Raw genomic sequence first — 17942 nt, 5'->3', positions numbered from 1 at the left:
GCTCCATCTCCATCGTGCCGGTAGTTCTATCCCCAATGCGCTGGCATTTCCATCTCCATCGCCCCGGTTTTTCTATCCTCACCGTGCTGGCAACCCCGTCTTCGTCGTCCAGGTTTTCTGGAAAACTGCCCGTAAAACCTCGGAAGTGGGGGAGATAAGAAAAACTGCAATGCCGAATCGCAGTTCGGGGCTACTATAGGGTAAACGATTCATCCCCTACGTGAAGGTGGTTAAACATGACAGTCTATGCAGATACCCGGTTCCAAAATCGACGTCGTCGCCTGGCGTCAACCCTTGCCGGTCAGCGCATAGACGCGATGCTCGTCACGCACCTTACCCATGTGCGATTCCTCTCCGGGTTTTCAGGGTCCAACGGTGCAGTTCTGGTGAAGAAGGATCTCACGGCCCTTATCTCCACCGATGGCCGTTACACAACGCAAGTCGGAGAAGAAGCCTCCGACCTCGAGCTCATCAGTGCACGTAACTGTGGCTCTGCGCTGTTGGAAACCGTCGATGGGCCGCGTCGGGTGGGATACGAAGCCGACTATGTCACTGTGAGTGAGCTCGAAAGCCTGCAGAAAGCCTGCCCCGAAGGCATCACTCTTGTGCCTGTCACCGGCGTCATCGAGGAAATCCGTTTGGTTAAGGACGAAGTATCCCTCGACCACCTCCGCCACGTTGCGCGTATCGCCGTCGTAGCGTGGGAAGAACTCCTGGAGGCTGGGGAACTTCGGGCTGGCCGCCGGGAGAATGAGGTGGCCGCAGATCTTGAATACCGGATGCGCAAACACGGGAGTGAGCACACATCCTTCGATACGATCGTGGCAAGCGGGCTGAACTCCGCCAAGCCACACCATGGAGCAGACGACACAGAAATCCAAGACGGCGACATCGTCACTGTTGATTTCGGCGCACACCTGCTCGGCTTTAATTCCGATATCACTCGTAGCGTCATCGTTGGTCACACCACGGACTTCACAAAGGAAGTTTACGATGTCGTCCTCCGCGCACAGCTCGCGGGCATCGATGCCGCAACTCCTGGAACTGCGCTCGTTGATGTGGATCGTGCATGCCGGGATATTATTGACGAAGCCGGCTACGGCGAATACTTCGTCCACTCCACCGGACATGGGGTCGGACTCGACGTTCACGAGGCCCCCTACGCCTCCACAGGAGGAAAAGGCGTTCTTGAGCCGGGGATGACGCTTACCATCGAGCCCGGTATCTACGTTCCGGGCAAGGGCGGAGTTCGCATCGAGGATTCGCTCATTATTCGGGCTGGCGCGCCGGAAATCATAACCGATACTCCAAAGGAATTGCGACTGGTGTAAGATTTACCCGCTAGTAAAAAGATAACCCTCGACGTTCCGAGGTATTCGGCGGACTAAACAGTGCGTTTCGCTCTCTAGAGTGGGCTTTCCACGCGCTCTTTCGTCGGATTCGGGACGTGTCAATGTGTTTCGAAGGAGTTCGTTCGGTGGCAACTACCGCTGATTTCAAGAACGGTCTTGTTCTCAAGCAAGACAACAAGCTGCAGCAGATCATTGAGTTCCAGCACGTGAAGCCCGGCAAAGGGCCTGCTTTTGTGCGTACGAAGCTCAAGGACGTTGTCACGGGTAAGGTCACCGACAAGACGTTCAATGCTGGCGTGAAGGTTGAGACCGCCACGGTCGATCGCCGTGACATGACCTACCTGTACAACGACGGCAGCGCATACGTTATGATGGACGACAAGACTTTCGAGCAGGTCGAGGTCGCCCCCGAAAAGATTGGCGAGCCCGCTCGCTTCCTCAAGGAGAACATGCCCGTGGAGGTTTCTTTCCACGAGGGTGAGGTTCTCTTTGCTACTCTCCCCACGTCTGTTGAGCTCGAGATCGCCCACACCGATCCGGGCCTGCAGGGAGATCGCTCCACCGGTGGCACTAAGCCTGCTGAGCTGGAGACCGGCGCGGAGATCCAGGTTCCGCTGTTCCTGGAGACCGGCAACATTGTGAAGGTTGATACTCGAGACGGCTCCTACCTTTCAAGGGTTCAGAACTAAAACCTTGAGCGAAAACAATACCCACTCTAAGCATGGCGCCCGCTACAAAGCGCGGCGTCATGCTGCAGAAATCCTGTTTGAAGCCGAAGCGCGTGACATCGATCCGGTTGAAGTAACTCGCACCCGCGAGGAGCTTTCTCACGGGCCAGAACCTGTTACCGCTCCTGTGCGTCCCTACACTAGGGAGATCATTGAGGGGGTTGCCGTCAACCTAGACCTCATTGATTTCGCTATTGAGCGGGAGCTGGCTGATACGGATTGGACATTTGACCGCCTTCCCGGCGTCGACCGCGCGGTGCTGCGCGTAGCCACATGGGAGCTGCTGTTCAATGCCTCGAACGTTCCACAGAAGACCGCAGTCACCCAGGCCGTGGAACTCGTGAGCCAACTGTCGACCGACGATTCGCCTGCCTACGTGAATGCCGTTCTTGACGCAATGTGGAAGAATCCCGAGTCACCGGCCGACGCGCTTGCACGCGTGGAGGCCGAGGAGGAACAAAGGCGCCTGGAAGCCGAACGCGAAGCCGAGGAGCGCCGTGCCGAAGCAGAGCGTCGTGCGGCCGAGAATGCTGCTTTCACCATCGAGGGTTTGGAAGCGGATGCGGATGCGGATACTGTCACGGAAGTGGCGGATGTCGCTCCCGAGGATCCCGTTCCTAGCGACGATGCGGGCGAGGCAGAACCTACTTCGCCACCCGAGATCGGTGTCGTCAGCGGATTCACCCATACCTTCACTTACTCCCAGGAGGACGAGGGTGCAGCTGGTTCCGATTCCCCAGAGGCGGATTCTGATTCCTCAGAGCCTGCCGTTGCGGGGGCTGGTGACAAGGACCGTGCAGCTGCACCGGCTTCGGAGTCACCCTGGTCTGCTGAGACGAGGAGCTCTGCCGGGGACAGCGAGGAGTTGAGCGTCGAAAAGCCTGAACCTATCGCTGACACCGCAGTTGATGAAACCGGTGAGCACACCGCAACCATTGCTGCGGATGCGCCAGAGCCCACTAGCGATGCCGAAGGCTCTGACGAGCAGAAGTAACGCCAGCATCGGCCGGGGCTGCGTCCGTCCCGGATGGCGGGGTACGTTCGACCTGTGTAGGTGATGATGTAAAGAGCCAGGGTATTGTCCCTGGCTTTTTCCACGTCATAACGGTGGTGATTCGGGAAGACGATTCAGCTCGCAATGCGCTCCCTGCCGGGGTGGGTGTAGGATTTCGCGCACCTATTTCTCCGGATAAGGTCTTTCCAAACGCATAAGACCGTGCACTGGTAGCTTTTAGGTTATGGCTAAATTCTCCACTGATGACGCTCTTGATCTTGCTGTCGGCCCCCACTTCCGGTTAGAGGATGTGAAACCCGATTCCACACCCCACTTCGATTGGGACGAAGACGACTGGGAGGAATATTTTCACAAGCACGACGATGAGCTGAGAGATCTGCAGGAAATGCTCTACGCGAACTACCGTGCAGGTGTGGAGGGCACCGGAAATATTCTTCTTGTCCTCCAGGGAATGGATACCTCGGGCAAGGGAGGAATCGTTCGCCATGTCGTGAGCGTCTTCGATCCGAAGGGGGTAACCCTCGCTTCCTTTGGGAAGCCAACTGACGAGGAACTCCAGCATGATTTCCTGTGGCGGGTGGAAAAGGAGCTCCCGAAGCCGGGTTTCGTCGGTGTATTCGACCGCTCCCACTACGAGGACATCCTGATCCAGCGCGTGAACCAGATGGCGCCTGCAGAGGAAATTGAGCGCCGGTATGGGGCGATAGTCGCATGGGAAGCCGACCTGGTGAAAAAAGGTACCCGGATTATCAAGGTGATGCTGCACATTTCGCGTGACTTCCAGGAGGAGAATCTGCTCGAGCGCATAGAGCGAGAAGATAAACACTGGAAATACAATCCCGGAGACATCACGGAGCGCACCAAGTGGGACGACTACATGGAGGCCTACCAGATTGCGCTGACGCGGACCTCGACGGCGACGGCCCCTTGGTACTGTGTTCCGTCGGATAACAAGCCCTACGCCCGGATGGTGGTGAAGTACCTCCTCCTCAACGAGCTGCGGGCGATGAACCTTAGCTGGCCGGAAGCAGACTTTGACCCCGAAGAAGAAAAGGAACGGCTGAAGAATTCCTAGAGGACACACGTCGAAGGAGGCGAACCCCGGCTAGGACCAACATGATTCCGCATGCTAGCGTTGCGGTGAAGGAAAGGCGCACGGCACCTGGACATCAGGTGCCGTGCGCCCTGTGTGTTGGGCTCCGCACATGTTTCCGGCGGCACACGCTGAGTTCTCACGCGTCGCTCGCGGGTGAAGCTAGAGATGGTTGCGGATCTCCGAGGACTCTCTCGCGAGAATTCCATGCGAGGCGATGATGCCGGTGAACGCTGTGTGCAGCTCCTGGGTCAGCTGCTGGTCGGTCAGTCCGGCACCGGTAAGAATCTCATACTCGATTCGGGCGACTGGATCAGTATCGACATCGGCGATAACGGCCTTGATCCCGTAGATGCGGGAGTTAACGGTGTTTGCCGCGAGGTAATCTGCGGTGAAGGTCGCGTCATCCACGTCGTCCCCGGCGGGATTCAACCGCCGATCGGAGCGGACAATCATTGCGGCGGGAGAGAGCTGTACGACAAGAGTGTCGAACCCGTTGAGGTTGACCTTCCACACAGTTGGTTTGTTTTGAGCTTGCTCCGTGGCCGTGGTGGCATCGGTCGAGGATTCGGGGGTGGGGAGCTCGACAGGGGTAAGAGTGACATCGTTTGCAGCTGCGGCACGGACGATGCGGTCGGGGGTGACTTCGGTTGGTTCTATCAATTCACGTTCCTTTGGGGTATGTGGCTGTGTTTGTGGAGTATGTGGTTGTGTCAGCGGAGTGTGTGGTTGTGTTTATGGAGCATGTGGTTGTGCCCGGGCATCAGGATGGGCTAACACGTACTACTTTGCTCTTCGGGACTGACATTTCCCGTTCAGTAAAAATAGAGGAGTTTTTTGCTGCTGTGTTTGTACGTGTCTTATTCGGTACACGTATTGGTGCGACATGCTTCCGGCCATGGTGGAAGGGGGTGCCTTTTCACAAGCCGTGCATTGGAGGTTAGGCGGGGCTTCCGTCCTCATTCCAATTCACGGCCTCCGGGAAGATGCCAGCGAGCCACTGGGCAGCGCTCCCACACTGCTCAATTGTGGTGAGCAACCACGCACCTAGCTGGTTGTGGCTCAGACCGTACGTGGCATCGGTCCCACGTCGCATGAAAATGCTGAGGCGTTCGCCTTGTTTTTCGAAGCTCATCGTCGGGAAAAGCTGAGTCTCGTTAAACGTCGTGCAGGCAGAAAGCAGCTGCGCAGACGAGTCTATAGGCAGCGTGCCTCGCCACACACCCGTCGCGGTAAGTTGGTCGGAAGCAAGAGTGAATTGGATGACGATGTCGCTGAATCCGACGAGGAGGTTGTCGCCACGGGATTCCGAGCGGATTCCGTTTTCCTGCAGGATCGCGGCAGCTCTCTGCGACGTGTAGGGGGCAGGAGTGGTTGAGGTCATGCGTCCATGGTCTCACACATGAGAAGGACTGCGCTTGCTACCCCGAACGTTGCAGCAGGAGACCGGCGCGCGTGGGGGTGGCTCTGGGTTGAATTAAAGGTATGCAGGAGAAGTTATGTAATGCTTTGGGGCACAGCGTGGTAGCATGTGCGGAAGAAAAAGTTCATATATTTACCACTAGACAACCTTTAACGGACCGCACAGAGAGGCGGGGAAGGGGGTCACGATGAGAAACGACGGTAGTACCGCACAGGGATCGGAGTCCACGGAGCTGTTAACCAGCGCCGATGTCTCCCGCACTATCGCACGCATCGCGCACCAAATTATTGAAAAAACTGCGCTCGACTCGGACGCTGCGCGCCCAGTCATTCTTCTTGGTATCCCCTCGGGAGGGGTACCGTTGGCCAATCGTCTGGCCGAACTAATCAAAACGTTCACGGGGGTTTCCGTCCCCGTCGGGGCTCTCGACGTCACGCTGTACCGTGATGATCTTCGCAACAAACCGCACCGCGCCCTCCAGCCCACCACGATTCCTCGCGGTGGTATCGACGGTGCTGTTGTTGTGCTTGTCGACGATGTCCTGTTCTCCGGTCGCACGATCCGTGCGGCACTCGATGCACTGCGCGATATTGGCAGGGCAGAGGAAGTCCAGCTGGCTGTGCTTGTTGATCGAGGTCACCGGCAGCTTCCCATTCGCGCGGATTACGTAGGCAAGAACATCCCGACTTCCCGTAGCGAGGATGTGATCTGCAAGCTGAAGGAACTCGATGACGCGGACAGCGTCGAGCTCATCCGCAGCGAAAATGCCCAAGATTCAACCAGCAACGAAACGAACCGCTCGTAGCGCGAAAGTAGCAATTCACATGGAGAAGAAAAACGTGAATCTCATCATCACAAACGTTCGCCCATACGGCGAAGGCGACCCCACAGACATCACGGTTGAAAACGGGATGATCACCGCAATCGGCAAAGCAGGAAAGAAAGACGGCTTCGATGTTGTCGATGGCAACGGTGGAGTGCTTCTTCCTGGCCTCGTCGATATGCACGTCCACCTGCGTGAGCCCGGACGTGAACACACGGAGACAATCGAAACCGGGTCGCGCGCGGCAGCGCGCGGTGGCTTCACGGCTGTCATGGCCATGGCGAACACCCAACCCGTCGATGACGAACCGATCATCGCCGAATCGATCTACCTCAAAGGACGCGAGTACGGACTCGTCGACGTTCACCCGATCGGCTCCATTACAAAGGGCCTTGAGGGAAAGACACTGACGGAATTTGGGCTCATGAAGAACTCCATGGCCCACGTCACCATGTTCTCCGACGACGGAAAGTGCGTCGCCAATTCCCAGATCATGCGGCGGGCACTTGAGTACGCCGCTGGTACTGATGTTCTCCTCGCACAGCACTGTGAGGACCCGCTGCTCACAGAAGGTGCATGTGCCCACGAAGGCCCTGTTGCCGGGAAACTCGGCTTGCGGGGCTGGCCACGTGCCGCAGAGGAGTCCATCGTTGCTCGCGACATGCTGCTCACCCGTGACTACGGCGGTCGCCTGCACTTGTGCCACTTGTCCACTACGGCCTCTGCGGATCTCGTGAAATGGGGCAAGGAGCAGGGCATCAACGTCACAGCTGAGGTGACCCCACACCATCTTCTGCTCACCGACGATCTGCTCGTCAACTACGACGGGATTTTCAAGGTGAACCCGCCACTGCGGGAAAAACACGATACCGAATCCCTCCGCCAGGCCCTTCTAGACGGAACTATCGACGTGGTCGCCACCGACCACGCCCCGCACGCGGCGGAAGATAAATGCGTCGAGTTCCAAAACGCACGCCCAGGCATGCTTGGCTTGGAAACGTCGCTTGCCATTATCGCGGAGATCTTCGTTCGCTCGGGGCTTGCAGACTGGCGGTTTGTGGCCAAAGTGATGAGCGAACGCCCGGCAGAAATCGTCCGGCTGGCGGATCAAGGCCGACCCATCGCGGTCGGGGAGCCCGCCAACCTGACAGTTGTCGACCCAGATCGCACGTGGGTCTCGCGCGGAGACAATCTGGCATCGAAGGCCTCCAATAACCCCTACGAGGGCATGGAATTCCATACACGCGTGACACACACGTTCCTGCGTGGCGCGCTTACACACAGCCTGGAAGAAGCGAAGGAAAGCAGCAAGTAAATGGACAACAACAACGCTCGTCAACACACACCGGCGGTTCTCGTTCTCGCCGACGGCCGGACGTTTAGGGGGATCGGTTTCGGTGCGACTGGCCGCGCGCTCGGCGAGGCTGTGTTTACCACAGCAATGACCGGCTACCAGGAAACAATGAGTGATCCGTCGTACCACAAGCAGCTGGTTACCCTCACCGTTCCGATGGTGGGCAACACAGGCTACAACGAGGAGGACTGGGAGTCCCATGGCGATAAGATTTGGGTCGCCGGCCTCATTATCCGCGATCTTGCAGTCAAGCACTCCAACTGGCGCGCTGATGAATCGCTTGAAGACGCGATGGTTAAGCAGGGCATCGTGGGAATCCGAGGGGTGGACACCCGTGCCCTCGTGCGTCACCTCCGCAACCACGGATCCATTGCCGCCGGTATCTTCTCCGGCGACGAGGCGCTACAGGACACGGAGACGCTCGTCTCCATCGTTACCTCTCAGCCGGCAATGGAGGGCGCGGATCTAGCCGCCGAGGCGGGAACCGATGACGTTTACGTCGTCGAGCCAACCGGAACCGTGGCTAGTGGTGCGCATGCTGCACAATCCGTACCTACCGTTGTCGCCTATGACATGGGCATTAAATCCGCTACGCCAAAGAACATGGCCGCCCGCGGTCTCCGTGTCGTCGTCGTCCCCGCCAACACCCCGTTCCAGGACATTGAGCAGTACAAACCGGACGGAGTCTTCGTATCAAACGGCCCCGGCGACCCGGCTACTGCAGACACGATGGTGGGGATCGTCCGCGAGGTTCTAGCTGCAAAGATTCCGTTCTTCGGGATTTGCTTCGGTAACCAGATTCTCGGTCGCGCGCTCGGTCTCGAGACGTACAAGATGAAGTTCGGCCACCGTGGCATCAACGTGCCGGTGAAGAACCTCATCACCGGCAAGATCGATATCACAAGCCAGAACCACGGCTTCGCCCTGAAGGGAACGCGGGGCGACACTTTTGAAACTGATTTTGGACCTGCTCGCGTGACCCACGTGTGCCTCAATGACAACACCGTCGAGGGCGTGGCCCTGGAGAATGGCCTGGCATTCTCGGTTCAGTACCACCCAGAATCCGCTGCTGGCCCCAACGATGCGAACCAGCTGTTCGATCAGTTTGTGCAGCTACTGACGGAGGGGCCTGGCAACGGCCCGTACGATCCGCCGGCGGCCTTTACACACAGCGCGTCGAGCCTCATTGAAAAAGATAACGTTAAGAAGGGCGATAAGTAACTATGCCAAAGCGTAAAGATCTACAGCATGTCATGGTCATCGGCTCTGGCCCGATCGTTATCGGTCAAGCCTGTGAGTTTGACTATTCCGGTACCCAGGCCTGCCGCGTGCTGCGGGAGGAGGGCCTGCGCGTGACGCTGGTGAACTCCAACCCCGCCACCATCATGACGGACACGGACTTCGCCGATCACACCTATGTGGAGCCCATCGAGCCGGAGTTCATTGACAAGATTTTCGCCAAGGAGATCGAGCAGGGACACCCCGTGGATGCCGTTCTCGCCACCCTCGGCGGACAGACCGCACTGAACGCGGCGATCCAGCTAGACCGCCAGGGGATTCTCAAGAAATACAACGTGTCCCTCATCGGTGCGGATATTGACGCTATTGAGCGTGGCGAGGATCGCCAGAAGTTCAAGGACATTGTGGAAAAGGTAGGTGGCGAATCCGCCCGTTCTCGCGTGTGCCACAACATGAACGAGGTCCACGAGACGGTAGCCGAGCTTGGCTTGCCCGTCGTCGTTCGCCCCTCATTCACCATGGGCGGTCTGGGGTCAGGACTTGCATTTACCCCAGAAGATCTCGACCGCATCGCCGGCGGTGGCCTCGCTGCCTCTCCAGAGGCCAACGTCCTGATCGAGGAGTCCATCCTCGGTTGGAAGGAATACGAGCTGGAGCTCATGCGTGACGGAGCCGATAACGGCGTCGTTATCTGCTCGATCGAAAACGTAGATGCGCTCGGTGTACACACCGGCGACTCCGTCACTGTCGCTCCCGCGCTGACTCTGACGGATAAGGAGTACCAGCGTCTACGCGATCTCGGCCTGGCAATTATTCGCGAGGTGGGCGTCGATACGGGTGGCTGCAATATTCAGTTCGCCATTAACCCCGATGACGGTCGGGTCATCGTTATTGAGATGAACCCCCGTGTGTCACGATCGTCGGCACTGGCATCGAAGGCTACCGGCTTCCCGATTGCCAAGATCGCCGCCATGCTCGCCATTGGCTACAACCTGGACGAGATTACGAACGACATCACGGGCGAGACTCCCGCAGCTTTTGAACCGACTCTGGATTACGTTGTGGTTAAGGCCCCGCGCTTTGCTTTCGAGAAGTTCACCGGCGCGGACGATACCCTCACAACGACAATGAAGTCGGTGGGTGAGGCGATGTCGCTTGGGCGCAACTACATTTCCGCCCTGAATAAGGTCATGCGATCGCTCGAAACGAAGAAGTCAGGTTTCTGGACGGTTCCGGACTCCGCAATTGCTGGCGATGCCTGCACCGACAAGGATGCTGTCCTTGAGCTCACCAAGCGCCCGACCGATGGACGTATGTACCAGATTGAGCTCGCGCTGCGCCTTGGCGCAACGGTAGAGGAGCTGCACGAGGCGAGTGGCATCGACCCGTGGTTCCTCGCAGAGCTGGAGGGCCTGGAGGAATTCCGGACGACGTTGCTTGAAGCACCGACGCTGACGGAGGATCTGCTCCGCCATGCCAAGTACTACGGTCTTTCCGATGCTCAGATCGCCGCACTTCGCCCGGAGATCGCCGGCGAAGATGGCGTGCGCAGGCTCCGCTGGTCGCTTGGTATCCGCCCGGTATACAAGACGGTGGATACGTGTGCTGCGGAGTTCGAGGCTAAGACGCCGTATCACTACTCTTGCTACGAGCTCGACCCGGCCGCCGAATCAGAGGTGTCCAAGCAGGAGGAGAAGCCGAAGGTGCTGATCCTGGGCTCCGGCCCGAACCGCATTGGCCAGGGCATCGAGTTCGATTACTCCTGCGTCCACGCGACCCTCGAGCTATCTCGAGTCGGGTACGAAACCGTCATGGTCAACTGCAACCCCGAGACCGTTTCCACGGACTACGACACCGCCGACAGGCTCTACTTTGAGCCCCTCACGTTCGAAGACGTTATGGAGGTGTACCACGCGGAGAGCGAATCCGGGACCGTAGCAGGTGTCATCGTTCAGCTTGGTGGGCAGACCCCGTTGGGGCTGGCTCAAAGGCTTCGCGACGCTGGTGTACCGGTTGTGGGTACTACTCCGGAAGCCATCAACCTCGCAGAGGATCGTGGCGAGTTCGGTGGTGTCCTCAAGCACGCTCAGCTTCCAGCTCCGGCCTTTGGCACAGCAACGAGCTTTGAGGAAGCCAAGGCCGTTGCAGAAAATATCGGTTACCCCGTGCTCGTCCGCCCCTCCTACGTGCTCGGTGGCCGTGGCATGGAAATCGTTTACGACGAAGACAGTCTGCACGATTACATTTCCCGTGCGACAGAGATCACGAGCGATCACCCGGTTCTCGTGGATCGCTTCCTGGATAACGCCATCGAGATCGATGTTGATGCCCTCTGTGATGGGGAGAACGTCTACGTTGGTGGCGTCATGGAGCACATTGAGGAGGCTGGCGTTCACTCTGGCGACTCCTCTTGTGCGCTGCCACCGATGACGCTCGGCTACGAGGATCTCGCAGCGGTACGCCGCTCGACCGAGGCTCTCGCCCACGGCATTGGCGTGAAGGGGCTGATGAACGTCCAGTACGCGCTCAAGGATGACATCCTCTATGTCATCGAGGCGAACCCGCGCGCATCGCGTACCGTTCCCTTCGTGTCAAAGGCAACGGGTGTTCCGCTGGCCAAGGCAGCAGCACGCATTATGCTTGGTGCCACGATTGAAGAGCTGCAGGGCGAGGGTATGATTCCCACGACCTACGATGGTGCTTCTCTACCACTTGATTCTCCGATCGCTGTGAAGGAAGCCGTCCTTCCGTTCAACCGTTTCCGTGCACCGGATGGAAGCGTCCTGGATACGATCCTCGGTCCGGAGATGAAGTCCACGGGCGAGGTCATGGGACTTGCCGATAGTTTCGGTGCTGCATATTCAAAGGGCGAGCTAGCTGCTGCAGGAAAGCTTCCAACAGAGGGCACGATCTTTGTTTCCGTCGCAAACCGTGATAAGCGCACACTCATCTTCCCGATCCAGGAGCTGGAGGCCATGGGCTTCAAGCTGCTGGCAACATCAGGCACGGCCCAGATGCTGCGCCGTAACGGTGTTGAGTGCGAGGTCGTCTACAAGGTTTCCGAGGTCGCAGAAAAGAACGAGGATGCGGGCAGCGAGGCGCATGAGGGTGCGGAGACGCGCCAGTCCATCACAGACCGCATTTATGCGGGCGATGTCGATCTCATTCTCAATACCCCTGCAGGTTCCTCTGGGGCACGCCACGACGGCTACGAGATCCGCGCCGCTGCGGTGGCGACCAACACGCCCCTCGTGACTACAGTGCAGGGCATCACTGCGGCGGTGCAGGGCATCGAGGCGCTCCGCAAGGGTGGCCTGACCGTCCGTGCGCTGCAAGAGGTCGATCACTCTGTTAGATAGATAACCGCTAAGTAGGAAAACTGGCGTCGCTCCCGCACCTGCTGCGGAGAGCGTAACGGGGCGACATGAGGCGCCGTGAGAGCATGTAGGGGTGCGGGCTCTCGCGGCGTCTCTTTTGGCTTCTGACCTGTGGTTGTGGCCCGGAAGGATCCTTTCTTTTTCGTTTCGCTTCATCTGCGGGGACGTTCGCGCCGACATACGCTCTCTTGCCTGCTGAAAATACCGTGTATCGACGATATCGTGTGCCGGAGGTGCGGCCACTTTGACGGTTGCAGTGGAGGGGGACGTGGTACTCCGTGTGGTGCTTCTCATGCCCTGTTCAAAATCTGGGGGCGAAATGCGCGGGGGAGAAGGCTCGTGAGGGATGGAAGGAAACGACGCACCTGACACCTCGGGCAGATGGGCTAACGAGTAAATAGAGCTGTGGAGCGGGTCATCGTGGTTCGGTATCTCCCGGCCCTGCCCCCAGGATTGTGGGCCTCTTGGGGCGGGATGGTGTGGTTACATTCCGTGCGAAAAATGAGGACGTATTCTCAGTATTATTACGAAGTATTTATGCGATACGGTAGCCAATGCGGCAGCAAATTGAAGCTGGAAAGTTCCCTTTCTTTGTGCTTCCAATACGAGGTGGGGAGGACAACGAAGACGATATAGAAGGGCGGGGATGCGTCGATAGGCGTTAGTCAGCGCGTTAAAGACGGTTGTTTGCGCACTACAGCTGGTATGTATGTAATCTTGATACCAGGTGATTGTGGGATGATACGCAGAGCACCTGTGAGAAGCACATATTTTCTCTATGCGAAAGGATAATTCCATGGTGAGCTTCGGTGCGCGACTACGCGAGGCAGCAAACAAAACAAACCGGTTGTGTGTTGGGATCGATCCGCATCCTTACCTTCTTGAGGAATGGGGAGTGGACATCGATACGTTTTCTGCTCGCTGTGTGGAGGCGTTTGCAGGCCGGGTCGCTATGGTGAAACCACAGGTGGCATTCTATGAGGCCTACGGTTCGCGCGGATATGCGATTCTCGAGAAGACGATCGCTGGCTTGCGTGAGTCGGGAACGCTCGTGCTCGCTGATGCGAAGCGGGGGGATATCGGTTCAACGATGTCTGCGTACGCACGTGCATGGCTGTCGGAGGGGTCACCTCTTGAAGTTGATGCCGTCACGGTGAGTCCTTACTTGGGTGTGGGATCCCTCAGCCCTTCTTTCGACCTAGCAGCGGACAATGGCAAGGGTGTCTTCGTCCTTGCTGCAACGAGCAATCCCGAAGGAAACACCGTTCAGGGATGTATGACCCGGGATAGTGTCACGTTGGCGGAGGATGTCATTTCTCGTGTCAGCGCGTTAAACAGTAAGCACTTCGCAGGGGATGAACTGGGAAGCTTCGGTGTGGTGTACGGCGCAACGGTAACCATGAACGTGAATCTCAGCACATTCAACGGGCCTGTCCTCATGCCTGGAGTGGGGGCACAGGGGGCAACTTCAGACGACGTACATTCTCTCATGCGTGGAAATGTGGGCAATGCGTTTCCGAACATTTCGCGAGCTATTCTCTCGCACGGGCCGAACGTTGCTGACCTGCAAAAAGCTTGTGACGAGGCTGGTAGAGAATTTGCTTAGCGTGGCGTAGCGGGGCGCGTTGGTGGGGCTAATCGTTGACTTCGGCCGTTGTGCCTGTACACTAGCCCCTTGTGCCAGCGAAAAGGTGGTAAGCTTCATTGCAGTTTCGACAGCCATTCGCAGGTCAACCACAGTCGGTTCCGCGCATTGCTGCGAACCTTACGTGGTAGGCTATGGCAAACATGGTTGGTTTATACCTAAAGGGTATAAACTTGCTCATAGAATTACCGAGAGAAACTTTTAGATTTGGAGGAACTCCTCATGGCCCTTCCCAAGTTGACGGATGAACAGCGCAAGGCAGCCCTCGCGAAGGCAGCTGAGGCCCGCAAGGCACGTGCAACGATGAAGGAAAACCTCAAGCGCGGCAAGATCACCCTCAAGGAAGTTTTGGACAAGGCGGGTAGCGATGAGATCGTCGGTAAGACCAAGGTCTCCGCTCTCCTCGAGGCAATGCCGAAGGTAGGCAAGGTCAAGGCTCGCGAGATCATGGAAGAGCTGGAGATTGCTCAGACCCGCCGTCTGCGCGGACTCGGTGACCGTCAGCGTCGCGCCCTCCTCGATCGTTTCGGTTACGGCGAGGAGTAAAACCGGTACATGACTGACCAAAATCGTCAGGGGCGGCTTGTTGTTCTAGCTGGCCCCTCGGCGGTGGGGAAGTCCACCGTAGTCAGTCGGCTCCGTGAAGAAGTTCCCAACCTTTACTTTTCCGTCTCTATGACAACGCGTTCCCCGCGTCCTGGAGAAGTAAATGGTCGGGATTACTTTTTTGTCACACCTGATGAGTTTCAGCAGCACATCGACAACGGTGAAATGCTTGAATGGGCGGATATCCATGGAGGGCTGCAGCGCTCCGGAACCCCCCGGCAGCCTGTTGCTGAAGCAGTTAGCGCCGGTCGACCCGTCCTTGTAGAGGTCGATCTGGCCGGTGCGCGGTCGATCCGGAAGTCTACGCCCGAAGCCGTTCACGTTTTCCTCGCTCCTCCTAGCTGGGAGGAACTGGTAGAAAGGCTTAAAGGGCGTGGCACAGAGACCGACGACGTGGTGAAACGGAGGCTGGAAACGGCTCGGACAGAACTCGCTGCGCAGGATGAATTCGATATTGTGGTGGTGAACAAGGACGTTGATGACGCCGTTGCAGCACTGACCGAGATTCTTCTTGGACAAAAATGATGTGACCGGCAATCTAGATGAAAATGGCCGGTTAACTTGGGTCGCGCCTCGCCATCTACTATAATTGCTGGGAATTGCGACCTTCGCCGACGCGACCGGGTAAGAACTTGTCGGTTGACTGTCGGAGAAAACAAGCTAGAGGAATGTGGAGTACACGTGGTGACTGATAATTCAGAGAACAAGGCGGTTTTCGATCCGCCGACAGGTATTACCGATCCGCCGATTGACGAGCTCTTGGAGAAGGTTTCCTCCAAGTATGCTCTCGCGATTTTTGCGGCAAAGCGTGCCCGTCAGATCAACAGCTACAATCAGCAGACTGGCGATAGCGTTTTCGAGTACGTCGGCCCACTGGTTCCTCCGGAGCCGGGCGAGAAACCACTGTCAATTGCTCTGCGTGAGATTAACCAGGGGCTCCTGGATCACGAGGAAGGTTAAACCTCGTCGCTCAGTTGGATGTCCAGTTGAGCCGGGTTCCATCCCTCATTGAAGCAGCCGCTACGCGTTTATGCGTAGCGGTCTTTTTGCTTTTCCACTCCCGAGGACGGATATCGAAGTGAGGGAACAAAAGCAGGGGGTTGGCTGCACCGTGGACCCGTGCGCCATGTCTAGCTTCTTTAGCCAATTGAACATATTTCGCGTTTGTGCGCGAGGGCTGACCAGCGTATTTCGGCTGGAGGTTTCTCCGTGCGGAGGATTTCCTTCACCTAATGGGACGCAGATGAATGCGCTTTAGGCTCGCCAAGAGCTCCCCACAGTCTCAGGGCCTCAGAGCCCCCGATCTCACAGCCCCAAGGGCCCCGATTTCTCCAGCTTCGATCTGCTTCCAGCTTCGATCTGCTGAGGCTTTTGCACGGTTTGTCGCGGGCGGTAATTCGCAATATCGGTTGCCGGCCTTTTTCGTTGCTCCACACGAGCGACGTTTGGAACCGCCACCACGTGCTCACTCACTTAAAGGCGTGGATATGCAAGCTGGGAACTGAGTCTAGTTCGTCGATCCCGCAAATGGCGACACCCGTGGTTCAGGCAGAAAGACGTTCATTAAGGGTGTCGAGGAAGGATCAGTCTCGCAGCACAGGAGCAGAGAGGACAAAGTAAGGTAGGTAGGAAAGCATGGTGCCATTGCTGCGCCATGGTCCTAGCGTCCTATCAGCATCGAGGTGGTGACGGAACCTCTTCAGAGGATTCCTTTGCATGTTTGGTGCGTTATTGAAAGGTGAGTTCGTGTCAACGTCAGCCGTGCACAGGGACGGGCAGGAATCGCTGCCCACACCCGCAAACATTATTGTCGGGGTTACCGGTGGCATTGCCGCCTACAAGGCATGCCAGGTGATTCGGGACTTCACCAAGATGGGACACAATGTTACAGTAGTTCCCACTCCGAATGCTTTGAACTTCGTAGGTAAAGTCACCTTTGAGGCGCTTAGCGGGAATCCAGTAACGACCTCAGTCTTTGAAGCCGTAGACGAGGTCCGACACGTCTCGTTAGGGCAAAATGCTGATCTGGTTGTCATCGTCCCTGCCACGGCAGATTTTCTTTCTCGGCTTGCGCACGGGCGAGCCGATGATCTTCTCACGGCAACGTGTCTTGTCGCGACGTGCCCAATCGTCGTGGCTCCGGCTATGCACACAGAAATGTGGAGGAATAAAGCTGTTCAGGAGAACGTGTCGCTGCTCCGCGACCACGGAGTGACGGTTCTCGATCCTGCTATCGGGCGTCTGACAGGCCCGGATTCTGGTGCAGGAAGACTCCCGGAGCCGCAGCAGATCGAACAGCTCGCTCTGGCACGGCTTGGCGGTGTGGAATTTCATCGCAACCTGGAGGGGATTCGTGTGCTTATCAGTGCCGGAGGGACAAGGGAGGATCTAGACCCCGTCCGCTACATTGGCAACCGGTCCTCGGGTAAGCAGGGGTTCGCATTAGCCGAGGTTGCGGCGCAACGTGGGGCCAAGGTAACAGTTGTTGCTGCAAGCACAGAAGCCTTGCCCGACCCGCTGACCGCAACGATGGTGCACGTCCGATCGGCGCGGGAACTCAAGGCAGCAATGGAGGAGAATATGTCTCGTTCCGATGTCATCATTATGGCGGCTGCGGTTGCCGATTACAGGCCAGCATCGGAATCTGAAACGAAGATGAAAAAGGGGTCGGAAGCGGAAAGGAATTTGTCGTCGCTTGAGATGACCGAGAACCCGGATATCCTCCGTGGCCTGGTTGAGCAGCGGGATCATCAGATCCTCGTAGGTTTCGCCGCCGAAACTGGCGATTCCACTCACACACCCTTGGAGCACGGTCTAGCGAAGACGAAGCGAAAAGGATGCGACCTGCTTATGTGCAACGAGGTTGGTCGAAACAAGACGTTTGGCTCTTCGTCCAATTCGGGCTGGTTGATTGATAAAGCCGGAGGGTACAAGGAAATTGAAACGGCATCGAAGTACGTTGTCGCCGGGCAGATTCTCGATGCTGTGGCAACACTTGCGCCGCATCATTTGCATGTATAGACCGCTTGGTCTATCTTAGGTAGGTGAAAGTGACCGCTTCCCGTTTGGCTTCTGCTGGATGATCGTGTGTTTTGGTGCGTGTAAAATTTGCAGATGCCTTGCTCCGAATGTGGATGCGGCTCAACGAAATGAAGGTTGTGGTGCACCGAGCTGTGGAGCTGTGGATCCCACCTCGACCGCAAAGGAGCATCTGTGGCACAACTCCGCAGGCTCGTGCCCGCAGTCTGTTTTGTTTCGACCCGCAGGCCGGCACGTCTCTGGGTGAG

At 57.4% G+C, this 17942-nt stretch carries 15 protein-coding genes; 13 read left to right on the top strand and 2 right to left on the bottom strand.

What is annotated here, in order from left to right; translation table 11 throughout:
* Positions 1 to 236 precede the first annotated feature (236 nt).
* The 4 genes from CGLUCO_RS06900 to CGLUCO_RS06885 all read left to right on the top strand — a co-directional run bounded on the left by CGLUCO_RS06900 (position 237) and on the right by CGLUCO_RS06885 (position 4170).
* A complete protein-coding gene (locus tag CGLUCO_RS06900; RefSeq protein WP_084036311.1) occupies positions 237 to 1331 on the top strand; it encodes a M24 family metallopeptidase in 1095 nt (364 codons plus the stop codon).
* A 146-nt stretch (positions 1332 to 1477) separates the two neighbouring features.
* The gene (gene efp / locus CGLUCO_RS06895) at positions 1478 to 2041 is read left to right on the top strand and encodes an elongation factor P (RefSeq protein WP_034989002.1); all 564 of its coding nucleotides are present in this window, start codon (positions 1478 to 1480) and stop codon (positions 2039 to 2041) included.
* A 4-nt stretch (positions 2042 to 2045) separates the two neighbouring features.
* Entirely contained in the window at positions 2046 to 3074 is a 1029-nt protein-coding gene (nusB, locus tag CGLUCO_RS06890) for a transcription antitermination factor NusB (RefSeq protein WP_005389918.1), read from the top strand.
* Positions 3075 to 3318: 244 nt separating this feature from the next.
* Positions 3319 to 4170: a PPK2 family polyphosphate kinase gene (locus tag CGLUCO_RS06885; protein WP_005389920.1), complete on the top strand. Its 852-nt coding sequence runs from the start codon at positions 3319 to 3321 to the stop codon at positions 4168 to 4170.
* A 180-nt stretch (positions 4171 to 4350) separates the two neighbouring features.
* Here CGLUCO_RS06885 and CGLUCO_RS06880 read toward each other — a convergent pair whose 3' ends face one another.
* Both CGLUCO_RS06880 and CGLUCO_RS06875 read right to left on the bottom strand, forming a co-directional pair.
* A complete protein-coding gene (locus CGLUCO_RS06880) occupies positions 4351 to 4851 on the bottom strand; it encodes a hypothetical protein (protein WP_005394072.1) in 501 nt (166 codons plus the stop codon).
* A 277-nt stretch (positions 4852 to 5128) separates the two neighbouring features.
* Positions 5129 to 5572, bottom strand: a complete 444-nt coding sequence (locus CGLUCO_RS06875) for a YbjN domain-containing protein (protein WP_084036312.1) — start codon at positions 5570 to 5572, stop codon at positions 5129 to 5131.
* A gap of 226 nt (positions 5573 to 5798) precedes the next feature.
* On the opposite strand from CGLUCO_RS06875, the gene pyrR reads away from it, so the two are divergent.
* The 9 genes from pyrR to coaBC all read left to right on the top strand — a co-directional run bounded on the left by pyrR (position 5799) and on the right by coaBC (position 17676).
* Positions 5799 to 6416, top strand: a complete 618-nt coding sequence (pyrR, locus tag CGLUCO_RS06870) for a bifunctional pyr operon transcriptional regulator/uracil phosphoribosyltransferase PyrR (protein ID WP_005389924.1) — start codon at positions 5799 to 5801, stop codon at positions 6414 to 6416.
* Between the two features lie 19 nt (positions 6417 to 6435).
* Entirely contained in the window at positions 6436 to 7749 is a 1314-nt protein-coding gene (locus tag CGLUCO_RS06865) for a dihydroorotase (protein ID WP_005394069.1), read from the top strand.
* Positions 7750 to 9009, top strand: a complete 1260-nt coding sequence (gene carA, locus CGLUCO_RS06860) for a glutamine-hydrolyzing carbamoyl-phosphate synthase small subunit (protein WP_005389926.1) — start codon at positions 7750 to 7752, stop codon at positions 9007 to 9009. It abuts the gene before it with no gap.
* Between the two features lie 2 nt (positions 9010 to 9011).
* Positions 9012 to 12386: a carbamoyl-phosphate synthase large subunit gene (carB, locus tag CGLUCO_RS06855; protein ID WP_084036313.1), complete on the top strand. Its 3375-nt coding sequence runs from the start codon at positions 9012 to 9014 to the stop codon at positions 12384 to 12386.
* Between the two features lie 796 nt (positions 12387 to 13182).
* Positions 13183 to 14010 carry an orotidine-5'-phosphate decarboxylase gene (pyrF, locus tag CGLUCO_RS06850; protein WP_005389928.1) on the top strand — a complete coding sequence of 276 codons (828 nt, stop codon included), beginning with the start codon at positions 13183 to 13185 and terminating at the stop codon, positions 14008 to 14010.
* A gap of 261 nt (positions 14011 to 14271) precedes the next feature.
* Positions 14272 to 14595 (top strand): integration host factor, actinobacterial type, encoded by a 324-nt coding sequence (gene mihF / locus CGLUCO_RS06845; protein ID WP_034989000.1) that lies wholly within the window; start codon positions 14272 to 14274, stop codon positions 14593 to 14595.
* 9 nt (positions 14596 to 14604) lie between these two features.
* On the top strand, positions 14605 to 15180 hold the full coding sequence (gmk, locus tag CGLUCO_RS06840; RefSeq protein ID WP_005389930.1) for a guanylate kinase: 576 nt from the start codon (positions 14605 to 14607) through the stop codon (positions 15178 to 15180).
* Between the two features lie 156 nt (positions 15181 to 15336).
* The gene (rpoZ, locus tag CGLUCO_RS06835; RefSeq protein ID WP_034988997.1) at positions 15337 to 15615 is read left to right on the top strand and encodes a DNA-directed RNA polymerase subunit omega; all 279 of its coding nucleotides are present in this window, start codon (positions 15337 to 15339) and stop codon (positions 15613 to 15615) included.
* A gap of 756 nt (positions 15616 to 16371) precedes the next feature.
* On the top strand, positions 16372 to 17676 hold the full coding sequence (gene coaBC / locus CGLUCO_RS06830) for a bifunctional phosphopantothenoylcysteine decarboxylase/phosphopantothenate--cysteine ligase CoaBC (RefSeq protein WP_084036314.1): 1305 nt from the start codon (positions 16372 to 16374) through the stop codon (positions 17674 to 17676).
* The last annotated feature ends 266 nt before the right edge of the window (positions 17677 to 17942 follow it).

The sequence above is a fragment of the Corynebacterium glucuronolyticum DSM 44120 genome (assembly GCF_030440595.1).
GTDB classification, from domain to species: Bacteria; Actinomycetota; Actinomycetes; order Mycobacteriales; family Mycobacteriaceae; genus Corynebacterium; species Corynebacterium glucuronolyticum.
Note: the sequence above shows the minus strand (reverse complement) of the source record. Positions and strands in the feature narration are given on the sequence as shown.